At 47.0% G+C, this 13,374-nt stretch carries 5 protein-coding genes and 1 pseudogene; 1 reads left to right on the top strand and 5 read right to left on the bottom strand.

The window, feature by feature from the left end; translation table 11 throughout:
• Positions 1-14: 14 nt before the first annotated feature.
• From ABLA85_RS15055 to ABLA85_RS15040, 4 genes are all read right to left on the bottom strand, one after another.
• Entirely contained in the window at positions 15-7,853 is a 7,839-nt protein-coding gene (locus tag ABLA85_RS15055; RefSeq protein WP_367965216.1) for an amino acid adenylation domain-containing protein, read from the bottom strand.
• Between the two features lie 125 nt (positions 7,854-7,978).
• On the bottom strand, positions 7,979-8,407 hold the full coding sequence (locus ABLA85_RS15050) for an OsmC family protein (protein WP_367965215.1): 429 nt from the start codon (positions 8,405-8,407) through the stop codon (positions 7,979-7,981).
• A 20-nt stretch (positions 8,408-8,427) separates the two neighbouring features.
• A complete protein-coding gene (locus tag ABLA85_RS15045) occupies positions 8,428-10,086 on the bottom strand; it encodes a class I adenylate-forming enzyme family protein (RefSeq protein ID WP_367965214.1) in 1,659 nt (552 codons plus the stop codon).
• Positions 10,087-10,096: 10 nt separating this feature from the next.
• Entirely contained in the window at positions 10,097-10,891 is a 795-nt protein-coding gene (locus ABLA85_RS15040; protein ID WP_367965213.1) for a class I fructose-bisphosphate aldolase, read from the bottom strand.
• Between the two features lie 338 nt (positions 10,892-11,229).
• On the opposite strand from ABLA85_RS15040, the gene ABLA85_RS15035 reads away from it, so the two are divergent.
• Positions 11,230-11,967 carry a DUF2285 domain-containing protein gene (locus tag ABLA85_RS15035; RefSeq protein ID WP_367965212.1) on the top strand — a complete coding sequence of 246 codons (738 nt, stop codon included), beginning with the start codon at positions 11,230-11,232 and terminating at the stop codon, positions 11,965-11,967.
• A gap of 206 nt (positions 11,968-12,173) precedes the next feature.
• Here ABLA85_RS15035 and ABLA85_RS15030 read toward each other — a convergent pair.
• A pseudogene (locus ABLA85_RS15030) lies at positions 12,174-13,374 on the bottom strand (conjugal transfer protein TraG N-terminal domain-containing protein); the annotation flags it as partial.

Below are 13,374 nucleotides of genomic sequence, written 5' to 3'. Positions count from 1 at the left end.
CAGTTATTCCCTCCTCATTGTTGTATTGATTGCAGCAACTGTTTGCGATCCACCTTGCCGTTTTCTGTTACCGGAAAGGTGCTCAGTACTTGAATAAGATCCGGTAACATGTAAGCCGGTAGGCTATTGCGCAGTCCGGCTTCATCTGCCCCCTCATTGCCCAGACAAAAAGCTAGCAGCCGCTGCTGACCAGATGCCCTTTGCTCAAGAATAATGACAGGATCGATATAGCCATGGCGTTTCATCACTGCAGCGATTTCCCCCAGCTCAACACGGTAGCCCCGCAGTTTCACTTGAGTGTCAGCTCGGCCCAGAAACTCAATATCGCCATTAGGGAAGTAGCGGGCCAGATCGCCAGTGTCGTACATTGTCTGTTCCGGTGTTAACCGATCCGCTACAAACGATTTAGCCGTGATCTCTGGGGCATTGAGGTAGCCTTCACTCAAACACTCTCCGCTGATAAACAAACGCCCCTGCTCCCCGACATCACACGGAGCACCATCCTCACGCAGAATGTAGTAACGGCTGTTTGGCATAGGACGTCCATATGGAATACTGCTCCATTGTGGATCGACGTGTGTCACCGGATAAGAATTGGACCAGACGGTAGCTTCTGTCGCCCCGCCTAAGGCAATCAGATCCGCCGTCGGTAAAACGTCTAAAATGCCCTGTGCCAAACTGAGAGGGATCCAGTCACCGCTGAGAAAAATCAGCCGCAGCGAGACAAGGGGACTTACCGATGGCTTACTGATAAACGGGAAAACCATCTGTAAATAAGCTGGAGCGGAGTTCCAGAAGGTGATCGGTTCATTACATAAAAGGTTGCGAATGGCGAGCGCGTCCAGCCGTTGTTTATTACTCACCAGCCTTAAACTGGCTCCCGTCGCCAGCAAACCAAAGATGTCGAAAATTGACAGGTCAAAACCGATGGCATTGACCCACAGGCCACGATCCTGCGAGGAAAAACCATATTCTTTCTGTAGCCACGTGATCAGATTGGTTACCGGGCGATGTTTCACCATCACGCCCTTTGGCTCCCCTGTGCTGCCGCTGGTAAAAATAACGTAAGCTAAATGACCTGCCTGCGCGCGATCGATAGGGTCACCGCTCTGCCACTGTGCCGTCTTACGCAGAGACTCTACGGAGATTAATTGGCAGCTCTGGTCCTGAAAATCAGCCAGCAATCCGGCATCAGCAATCACACAGTCAGCCTGAGCGCGTGCTAACATTTTTTTCTGCCTTTCGAGCGCATCGTTGTCATTCAGTGGCACAAATACTGCCCCCAGACGCAGGATGGCATACAGGATCGCGACTAATTCCTTTGTACGCCCCATTTTAATAGCGACTATCATTCCCGCACCGATGCCGCTTAGCTGTTGCAACGACCTGGCATAGCGGCAGCTCATGCTGTGTAACTGACGGTAGCTACATGTGCTTTCATCCTCAACAAGTGCCACTGCATCACCATAGCGTGTTACTGCAGCGTCAAACAGTGACACCATTGTGGCTTCACGATCGTAGGCCTGGGGGGACGGATTAAAGCGCAGCAGGGCTGAACGAGTCTCCGGTGAAATCTCAGACTCCCTCATAAGTGCTGATTTAAAACGAGCTAGTGTCCGCGGGAAGTTGACCTCTATCCCTATTTCTGTGGGCCAAGTCCACTCCACACACAAATCGTCGCCCTGAAAATAGGCGATACAATCGAGCAACACCCCCTGAGTATTGGAATTCACGTAAACAGGCAGCACGTTATTTACCGTTTTGACGTCGTAATTCAGCGCATTGGTAAAGACGAGCGGAAATGCAACGCCAGTTCCCACAGGATGATGGAAACTATAACCGCGATCACGCATCATCTCAGTGGCTATCTCTTCAGCCTGTTGGGTTCGCTGTTCGGGCGTTAGCACGCAAAAGCTACTGAAATCACCCAGCGCAGAGTGCCATTGGGTATTCAGTTGGCGATGAACATAGTCCACGACCAGCAACGGCATTGGCCTCAGCGCAGGTTCATCTTGTAGCGCTCGGTTTAGCATAGCGATCAGGCAGGCATCCAGCGCTCTCCCTGCCGCGTACTGTTCCAGCACAACGCGGGGAAAGGTGATGATTTGTGTCTGTTTCTCGCTGCCGAACTTTATCCGTTCGGAAGAAGAACAGGCAGAAAGCTTTTCCTGCCAGTACTCCCGTGCACTATCAGCATTGCGGGTACGTGAAAATTCCTGCCGCCGTTGAGCATAGCGGAATACGGCGGTATCGCGTTCAGCAGAAATTTCATGCTTATCGTCTGATAACGTGAGTTGTAGAAGGCGATCACAAAAGCTTAAAGTGGCATATCCGTCAAACCAGAGGCATTGGAATCGAATAGCTAAATAGCTCTCCCCCCGCCATTCCAGTAGGAAAACCTGATAACCGGGCCAAACAGCATGTGGTTCATCGGATTTCTGGTTCCAACGCTGCTCCAGCTGCTGGCAGGCTGCGGTTAACGATGTAGCCTCTTGATCCGTTATCACAACCCGTATGACTGGCGGTATTACAGACACCGCATTAGGTGTCACCATTCCCTTGGCCGTCATTAGCGTTGAAAGAATAGGATGCTCCCGATGCATCTGACGCAGTGCTCTCTGCCATTGCTGAACGCTCAGTCTTGACACCGGATAAACGCGCAAAACCCAGGAAGACGGTGCGCCAGGATGTACCATGTGCTGATACAGGTAGTTTGACATCATCGGCGTTAACGGAAAGGACTCAACTCGCGCTGACAACGGCGGTTGAACAGCTCGTTCAGCCGTGACAGAAAGAGAATGGCTTTCCATAAAATCGACCCATGACTGAAGATAACGCAGTGCTTCTTCACGGTTTAAAGCACGGGTGTCGATATCCCAAGCCAGTTGCAGGCTGTCTCCCAGATCCAGTACGTGGCAGTGGAGTCGTACCCCGCTAGTTGCCATGTTTTCATGCACGACGTTATCGTACCAAGACGCTTGAGCACCATAGCGGGTAATACCGGAATAAACGATGGGAAGTACCCCCTGCGTGACTGGGAGAGAGCGTAAAGCTTCCACTGCTGAGACATGATAGTGGCGCAGATCCTGTTCTAACTGATCGTGCAATCGGCTGACATAGCGGGCGAAATCACCGGAAGATGCCTCTGCCAAAAAGAGACTGCTGGAAGTGAATGGCCCTACTACCTGTTCAATATCTGTATGCAACGGCGGACGGTTTTTTAGTGTCATAATCACACCAAATGTCTCCCCCTGCTGATATTGACTGAGCCAGTCCAAGAACAGGAAAAACAGCAGGTTTTGCGGGGAGGTGTGCAACTTCTGACTGGCTTCCTGATAACGTTTCGCTGTCAGGCGGTGAGTAAGCCTGAATACCCGGGAAGCCGAAGCTTCTGCCTGCCCAGGAGGAAGGGCTGCAGGCCGCCAAGCTACACTCAGTTTTTGCTTCCAGTAGCGTAGCGCCAGAGCGTATTCATCCGTTGTTTTATCTGCCTGATGCAGAACAACATCGCGGAAGTCAATCTCCGGTAAAGGCTGGAGAGGCATGTCATGGTATAGCGCATACCATTGAGCCAACAGCAATTGGGCGCTATGGCCATCAATCACGGCCGCATCCATACAAAAATGGACCAGATTCGTCTCGGCATTAACCTGCGTTACCTGAAGTTCATAGCGCGGAAAGTCGTCAATACCAAATCGGCGGGTTGCCATTTTTTGGTTCACACTATCCAGATAACTTTCCACATCCTGACCCGTAAGATGTAAGGCCGTCACCGGGATCGTCACAGGGAGAACCTGATGTTCAATCTGCTGTTTGCCTGACTTCAACATCCTTACCGACAGCATGGGGTGTCGCACAACCAGTTGTTGCCAAGTGTGTTGCAGCTTATCAATATTTAAATTAGCAACAGCAAACTCCAGCCAGACGATGCTGCCAATACCATCCAGCCCCTTTTGCGTCATGCGACTGAATGCGTGGCTAGCCTGCAAATCTGTGAGGGGGAAAGGTTGATAGCGGTTATCTGGTGCTGCTTGTAATAAGCAAGATGCGGTAACCGCTGGCGTAATATGAGAATGGCTAAGCTGTGCCAGCAGATCGGCTATACTCGTTTCATTCATCAATGTATACAGATCGACAGACAAGTCAAAATACTGCTGTAGACCTTGTTGCAACGCCAGCATTTTCAGTGAATCGACGCCAGCCTGAGCAAACGTTATCGATTGTTCTAACGACGTTGCCTTTAAGCCAGTCATGTGGCTGATAAACTGCTGAACGGAGTATGACGCTACTGACGCAGAACGCGCCTCAATAACAGGCACACCTTTGTTAACGGCTAACAGTGGACGGTACAGAGATCCGGATTCCTGACTGACAGGCAATGGAACTTTACGGTATTGCTTGCCTGCAACAAATTGTGTTAACAGATCAGATTGGGTAAATGTCGCTATTTTACCTGCTGGCGTACAAATACCGTTGCCCGGATGTTGTTTCTGTTTCAGCTCACTGATAATCTGCTGAAAATGCGCCAAACTATCAGCACTAAAATACCAGCCGATGCGTTCAATTTCACGGTGAGCCAGCGTCCACGCGATATCAGATAACCTCCCTCCATCATCATGTAATGCCTGTTGCAAAGCACCCAGATATTCATTTAACCGCGATGCTGAAGTTGCAGATATGACAATTTGCCGGCCTATCCGCTCCTCACTGTCGTGAGCGATATCATCGGGCACTGGCACAAACTCAATTAAGCAATGTGCATTAGTACCACTCATGCCAAACGCACTCACAGCGGCTCTACGCGTTGCCTCCGACCATGGAATCGGTGTATCAGGCAACTGGAATGTTTGCAGAAAACCACAATCAATCAAAGGATTAAGCTCGTTGAAGTGTGAGCACGGCGGCTTAATGCCAAATTTAGCGCTGAGCGTCGCCTTTACGACACCAGCAATGCCTGCCGCAGCAGTTAAATGTCCGATGTTGGCTTTCAGCGTTCCTAACACACAGGGCTGGGTTCTCTCTGTGCTGGCAAATACCTGCATAAGCGCGCGGGCTTCTATTGGATCGCCCAAATGGGTTCCAGTACCGTGCGTTTCTACATATCCAACCGTTGCAGGTGAAATACCGGTTTGTTGATACAGGGAAGCGAGTAAGTCTGCCTGTGCCTTGCCATTCGGGGCAGTAACAGAGGTAGAGTGCCCATCATGGTTAACCACGCTGCCTTTGATAACCCCCCAAATATGATCCCCCTGCTGCCGCGCTGCATAGAGAGGTTTCAGTAGCAGCAACGCCCCGCCTTCACCGTGGACAAAACCATCAGCCTGTGCGTCAAACGGTCGGCATTTGCCTCGAGGTGAAAATACGTTTAACTGGCTGGTTTGTAGATAAAATTCAGGATGCAGAGTGAGTGAAATACCCCCGCATATTGCCATGCTGCTTTCACCACTCCGTAAACTTTGACAGGCGAGATGCAGTGCCACCAGAGAAGAAGAACAGGCGGTATCGACGACCATAGCAGCACCATGAGTCCCTAGATAGTGCGCTAAACGCCCAGCCAGCATTGCGTTATCCGTTCCTAGGAACGCGTTAGGTCCTTGATGGATGCCCGCATCACGCAATACCTGATGGTAAAAAGAGTCCCGAAGTCCCAGAAAAATGCCTACTGCATGGCCTTTCAACGCTGCACGGCTATAACTGGCGTCTTCCATCAGCATTCGCAGTAAGGCAAAGCAGCGCCGGTGTTGGGGATCTAATCCCAAAGCTTCATCGTCGGTAAAACCGTAGCGATTAGCATCAAATTGCCAGGCATTACCCAAGAATGCCCCCCATTTACTCCGCGAGGCAACTCCATCAGGAGAGTAAAAACTCTCGTCTAGCAACCAGCGTTCTGCGGGAATTTCACTAATTTCATCCGCTGCCGCCAATATTTTGTGCCAAAACTGTGTGATTGAATCTGCGCCGGGAAACTGCCCTGCCATACCGATAATGGCAATATCATCATCAACTGCGGGCGATAACTGCTCAGGATGCATGGATTTAGCTGCATGGCTGGCAAGAAGAGTCTTGATATCAGGCGCGTTATAGAGATCGATGGCAGAAAACTCAGGGCCAAACAGTGGTTTCATAGCCGTGGCTAACGCCACGATTGAGATTGAATCAACCCCCATTGCTGTCCAAGTTGCCCGCTGCTGCTGCTGGGCCAGAGGATAGCCCAAAACATGTTCAATGCAGTCCAGCACACGCTGCTCGACAGTTGTGTTACCCAGCTGTTGTGGCTCAGTCTGCCTGTTCAGCGTCTCTGCTAACGCCCGTCGGTCTACTTTACCGTTGCTCAATCTGGGCAATGTTTCGATCGGCTGAATGTGATGTGGCAGCATAAATGCCGGTACGCGTTGCTGTAGCAGCTCTCTTATCTTCTGGTGCTGAGGATCGGCAAGCGAATTCGCGGTGACCACCCAAGCATAGAGATGATCATAGCCAGTAGGGGTTTTGTCATACAACACAACGGCATCTTTTACTTCTGGCAACCGTTTAAGCTCATTCTCGACGGCACTCAGATCCAGCGATTGACCATTAATTTTGACACGGTCATCTTTCCTGCCTTTCAGAAGAAACTCACCGTTAGGCAACTTTACGCCCAGATCGCCAGTACGGTATACACGTACTGGCTGCTGATCGATGTTGATAGTGGGAAACGCACGGGCTGTCCGCTGCTCTTGCCGGTGATAACTTAAAGCAACACCGATGCCGCTGACGCAAATTTCTCCCACTTCGCCGTCAGCAACCTCCTGCAACAGGTCATCACACAGCGTCACCCGTAAATTCTTAATCGCTCTAAACGTTAATGCTTCTCCCGCCTGCCTGATACCTGCTGCAATAGTATTAACTTCTGTGGCACCGTAATCCTCTATAATCCGGCAGTCGGGGAACAATTGTTGGCACTGTTCAATCAACGAAGCATCATAAATTTCTCCCCCCAGTGTGATGAGCTCCAGTGCACATTCAGATCGCTGTAATGGTCTGTCGCAGGCCGCAAGCAACAAGCGTAATAGCGATGGAGTGAGCGTGATCCAATTAACACGACGTTGAACAAGAAAATCTTTTAAAGAGTGTGGATCGCTAAGCAATGCGTGAGGAAGCATGATGGTGGGCTGCCCCAGTAACAGTGCCCCCAATAGCTCCCACATGGATGGCATAACACTGATATATGAACGGGATGCCGCAATAGTAGGAGCATGCTGCTCTAGCTCAGACCACATCCACGCTAAACGATTAAGTACCTGATGCTGAGCGTGGAGTACGCCTTTAGGTTCCCCTGTTGACCCTGAGGTAAACATCAGGATCGCCGGAGCAGAAATATTTCCCTCATTTAAGGGTTGATATTGAAACTGGCTAACAGCCTCAATGTCATGGGCGGATAGCACCGTGGAATTCGCCGCCCAGGCAGGCACTTTGCCATCTTCCGTATCGTGAAGAATCAAGCGCACATCGGCATATTCCGCTAACCGACGAAGATAATCCGCAGGCCAAGTGGGTTCTAGCGGGGTGTAAACGTATCCGCAGTGCCAAATCGCAAACATGCTGGCAAATAATAGGGGGGATTTATTACAATTCACTCCAATATGCGATCCAGGAGGTAATCCTGCCTGCTCAATTTTTACAATGACTTTTTGGATAAGCAAAGCAATTTCATTATATGTCGCTTTATTTTGTGCCTTATTACCATAATAAATTGCCACTTCCCGAGAGAATATCTGAGTTACTTTTTCAAATAACGCAGGCAAGGAAACTCCTTTATTTATCGCATTCAATCCATTCTCTAAAATAATATTATTATGCAACTCACTGGACATAGAATTTCCTCAGGAGCAATCCTGACCTAATAAGGCCTTTAATGATTAATAAATAGTAAAACCCAATGCTGCACATTTATTTGAAATGTGCAGAGAATTTATAATAAAAATAATTTTTCAATGATTTAATTTAGCTGAGCTGTAACCTCTACATTACCGCTTAGTGCAATACTAATCATACACCCTTTTTCAGCTTGTTTAATATATTTATCCACAGTTTCACGCGGTAAATCATGAGAGGATTGAATAGAAACAAAATGTCTAATTTCTTTTAATTTAGGTCCCATTGGAGTAATGGAAAAATCAGCTTCACTATTAACACTAATATTTTCATACTCTATTTTATTAAATTGAAAAATAGCACTCAATGTAATAATAAAGCAAGAAGTCGAAGCGCCGACAATTAAATCTTCTGGGTTGGTTCCTTTCCCCAATCCACCTAAATCCTGCGGAACTGAAATAATGCTCGCTAAGCTCCCCACATTTAACATTCCCTTGCCGGTAGCCAGGGTTCCTTGCCAATTACCTTCTGCGTGAAAAGTTTGAATCTGCACTCTTTTATCTCCTAATTGATTCAGTTAGCGCTCGTATGCTGCCGTAACTTAGCCAATAATGGCATTCGCCGCATTTCGTCGCGCAGTTGCCTTTTGAGCACCTTACCGGTTATTCCTTTCGGGATATCCCTGTGCTGCAAAAGAACCAGTTGGGATAATTCAACCAATTTTCTATCCGTCAAACACTGGTTGATACGTTGTAGTAAAGCCTCTTCATCTATTACTTCAGCCTGTGGCTGTACAACGGCAAATAGCACTGGCTGAGCAAATTTAGAATCAAAAGACTCTCCCACAATAGAACAATCTTCCAGTTCTGCAAAATTCGATAAAATAATTTCTTCACTCAGCAAGCTATAACAGGGGCCGCCAGAGGTCATCACTACGTCAGAAATACGATCAACGTGGAAGACCAACCCATTCTCATCTTGGTAAGCCAAGTCACCTGTTAGCCAGTACCCTTTAATTCGGCTCTGGTAAGTTAACGCTGAATTATTCCAATACCCTGGCGTAATACTGGGAGATTTAATGCCTAAACAACCAACTTCACCTGCTGTGGCTTCACTCCCGTCAGCTCGAAAAATGCGTACCTGCACCCATTCTTGTGGTAGGCCAACACATCGGCCATAGTTGTTTGTATAGGGCGTATGGATAATTCGGATGCTGATGTGCCCCATTTCTGAGGAACCCAGCCCGTCGACAAACTGGGATCCTTCCACTCGGACCTTTCCCCTATAGTGCCATCCCTGACGAACCAAACGGCGGATGTGTGGTTCATGCGCTGCATCACCGCTGTTTATCCACGTGTTCACCGAAGAAAAATCACAACGTTCTGCATAGTTTGTCGCCAGCTCTACGTAAGTTTGAGGGAAAGCCACCACCGTAGAAGGATGCCATTTCTCAATTAATTCCGCGACATTCTGCCCCTCTCGTGAACAAGCCATAACGATTTTGCTGCCACTCAACGCACAGTGGATCAGAAACGCAATAGATGAATTATGTGATGACGGTAGCGCATTCAGATAATAGTCACTGCCTTGCGCCTGAGGCTTGTTCAATAAGTCGCGTATACCGTGAAACCACTGTTGATGAGCCAGGATCACAGCCTTCGGTGTCCCTGTTGTCCCAGAACTGTGCGTGATCATGACAGGAGAATCGACTTCATGCTGATAAAAATCGGCTTCTTTCAGCAATTCTGACGCTAAAGAGACTTTTTCAATCATCACCACCTCAATCCGCTTTTTTAGATGATTTTTCAGGACACTTCCCTGCTTTCCTGCTGAGACAACGAGGCACGCTCCAATATTAGAAAAGTGTGCGCCTGCGGTAGCGATAGGCATTGCTCCGTTGGTCAACGCGGGTACGGCTCCGAGCGCATTTAAAGCGGCATAATGTAGAATGTAATTAATGCCATCACCACAGTAAACCCCAACCACATCAAAAGGTTTGACGCCTCTGACCTGATACCAACGAGCCCAGCGGAGAGCCAATTGATAAAGCTGTTGAATGGTTAACTGATAGACGTGTTCCTCAGCCGCGATTTGTGTTCCCTCAGGGATAATGATGCTTGCCTCGTCGTTTGCAGAATAAAAAGCCTGCGCAATAGGCAAGAAATTACCCGCGCCCAACGTTGGATTTAGTTGTAAAGATTTTCGTTGTTCATCGGTCATAATTGTCGTCATTACTATCCCCTTAGAAAACCCCATTCAGAGAATAAGCTTCCTGCGTGGATAGCACTTGTTGCAGCCGATTCAAAAGCTGTGCCGGATTCTCACTCTGGAAAACATTGCGCCCGATGCACAATCCCTGCGCTTTTGCTGCCATAATGACAGAGGTAAAATCAACGATTTCATCATCACTGCTCGGCTCTCCCCCGGCAAACAGTAAGTTAATATCCTGAGTGAGACCGTCAGTAATCTCGAACAACAGTTCTGATCTGGCTGGTTTACGCAATTTAAGTGCCGTTACCCCCATTTCACTAAAAGTTCTGATATATTTTCGGTGACGTGTCACGTACTCTTTATCACTCAAATCCGACTCAATTAAACTGAACATCACTAATACTGGTATACCACGGGGTATGGTGTGTTGCATAACCTGACCGAGTTGGATTAAATTCTGGGCTGTATTATGCTGACTAAAGGGTAAATCTAAGCTAATAGCATCGGCACCTAACTGCATAGCAAGATCTGCATTTGACAGCAGTGGCTTAAAACTTGCGTCTTGGGCTAGGTGACTATTACCATTAATTTGTAAACACACAGCTGTACCGAGTAACAAATTATGCTTAACAAGGTGATATAAGAAGCCTGGATGAACGACGATACCATCAATATGTGAGCTATTTATCCAGCTCTCAACGGCAGAGAAGTTATTTATTCCCGCCATTGGCCCACTAGTTAAACCATGATCTATTGGAATAATTAACGAGCGACCATTTTTTTTATTAACAAACTTCGACCAGCGATGAGTTATACCAGTATTCATGACATTTCCTTATTGGCTGATTGATAGCTGAGTAACCATTATAAAGAGGGGACGTTATATCCCTTCATTCTCTCTTTTCATTTATTATCACAAATCTGAAATTCCTTCGAAATGGTGAAAATTTTGTTTCAGAAAATTCACCCTTCCTTGTTTAATTTAATTTAATTAGCATCAAAATAATTAATCAATCAATTAATCAATCACAACAAAATAATCACAATAAGTTAATGTAAAGGCAACAATTAATGGCCGAAAGTTACAGTAACTCAATGGATACAATTAATTTTAAATAAAAACACACCTGTCTATAAACATAACAAAATGTGGATTGTTGAATTATGAAATTTGGTAATAGAAATGATATATTTGATCTGGCTTGGGAATTTTTAAGGCGTAATGATAAATATATCGAAGATTGGGATAGAGTGAAAAAAACACATTCCATAATAGGTAACCAAGAATACTATTTAATACAACATCCTATTGATAAAGTCGCAGAAAAAAAATGGGGATTATTAAAATATGCAGACCCCAAAAATACAATTCCTGCCTATATATTTTGGTCTCCAAAATACAGCGAGAAATGGATTAATGCCTTTATTGTACAAGCCTCAAGTAACAATAATAGTGCAATAAATTTATTTATAGACAACAGCATTAGCTATGTAGTGATGAAATTATTAGATAATAAACATTGCATAAAAATATCAAGGGGAAATAAATATTTTCAGTTTTTTGTTGAAAATTATAGTCATGAGAAAAATATTAGTTTAATGCTATTCTTTCCTCTTTGTACAAAATTAAAAAACGTAAAATCAAAAATATCCGAAATTGAAGAAATATTAGACAGCAAATCAAGTAAGAAAAACATTGACTACTCTAAATTAGACCTTCTGGATATTCTTGATTATAAAAAAAAAGGGGCCTCACAGAGAGAATTAGCTAGTTTAATATTTAAAGATATTCCTGTCGAAAATTTATGGAATCCAGATAGCTCTATCCGTTCAAATATTAGATACAGAATAAAGAAGGCACAAAATATGGTTGAAAAAGGTTATTTAAAACTTATTTGCTAATGTAACACTCACAGAGTGAGAGCATGAAAGATAAGTTATTATCCATCGACTAAGTTAGATTATTTTATGAACAAAATGAGATTAGAAATCACCCAGCCCAAGCTGCTATCTTAAACAGATTAATGAGCATTTTATCGACACTGTTTGAGTATGACTCTATCTGAATGAAATTTAGGCTTTCACGCTCTCGCCCTATCCCGGTTTGCCTACTTTCCTTTGGACATCATCTTCTGCATCACCAGCTGTCCGAACATCCCGGCTGATTGCCTGACCTGCCCTACACCCTGACTCATCATGCCTGCCATATCGTCCATGCGTACACCGGCCCACGCTAATGCCCCCAGCCAGACCATCGGCAGGACGATAAACAGCGTCCCCATTACCAGCTCCATAATTAAATCGTCCGAGGTATTCTGAATGCCCGCCAGATTAAACAGGCTGTGGGTGTCTGAGCCGTACAGGGCTTCCAGCAAATAGCTGTCCAGCCAGCGGGCGGTTTCCCACCAGAAAGTCAGGAAATTCAGCGCAAAAATCACAAACGTCAGCGTGAAGACGGTCTTAAACTCATACGCCGCAAACAGCAGGATCAACGGGATTAAGATATACAGCGCCATCAGGATCACCGCCTGCATCATCGACAGAGCCTAGCGTACCGCATCGAACATCGGCATACTGAGTAATCCCCCCAACAACGCCCCTGCGGAAGTACCGATGCGGTTAGCGCCATCCAACAAGCTGGGATCGGCATTGCCGCCATAGCCTGCGTAGACATAGCCCTCCTGAGAAATCGTCAGATTCACCGGACTGACCAGACGGCGGATCACCGCTTCCTGATAAGCTTGCGTATTTTTCCCCAATATTTATTTTCAGTGTCGCAGACAGGCGTAACCATAATCCCGGATCGGCCTGCGCCAGTACCCGGTCTTTCAGGCCGGTTTTAGCGGTTGACCACCAGGCTTTACAGGTCGGGTAACCATTCGGCCCGGTATAAGGCCGCCCATTGTCCCGGCTCTCCCGCCACGGAAAGTCCACCCGGGGTATGCGGAGTTGCAACGTCTGGTGATCCCCGGCTAAAAACGTGCGGCTGCCCAGCCAAGCAATATCATTCAGGATAATCGGATCGGTGGTGTGTTCCTGATCACGTTGTTTCCACTGATAAAGCGCCAACGCATAGCAATCGTGGGTAAAATCCTGCAACTCTGCGGCCAGTGCCGGGTGACTGATGCGGGTATGCTGCACTTCAAAGCGCAGTTGCCGCAGATCTGGGCGGCAGGGAATGGAAGCGACTGCCGCCTGTGTCAACCCCTTGGATAACCGGTGCACCACCGCCCACCAGAGCGGCACAGCCGCCGTCTGATTATTGTATATAGAAAACCCCCAGCTAGGCTGTAATACCGCTCGCTTAAG

This window comes from Xenorhabdus sp. SGI246, assembly GCF_040838225.1.
Taxonomy (GTDB): Bacteria; Pseudomonadota; Gammaproteobacteria; order Enterobacterales; family Enterobacteriaceae; genus Xenorhabdus; species Xenorhabdus indica.
Note: the sequence above shows the minus strand (reverse complement) of the source record. Positions and strands in the feature narration are given on the sequence as shown.

Bases quoted from the DNA above. Each gene is read 5' to 3' on its own strand.
- ABLA85_RS15045 (WP_367965214.1), bottom strand. From the start codon at position 10,086: ATGACGACAATTATGACCGATGAACAACGAAAATCTTTACAACTAAAT.
- ABLA85_RS15040 (WP_367965213.1), bottom strand. From the start codon at position 10,891: ATGAATACTGGTATAACTCATCGCTGGTCGAAGTTTGTTAATAAAAAA.
- ABLA85_RS15055 (WP_367965216.1), bottom strand. From the start codon at position 7,853: ATGTCCAGTGAGTTGCATAATAATATTATTTTAGAGAATGGATTGAAT.
- ABLA85_RS15035 (WP_367965212.1), top strand. From the start codon at position 11,230: ATGAAATTTGGTAATAGAAATGATATATTTGATCTGGCTTGGGAATTT.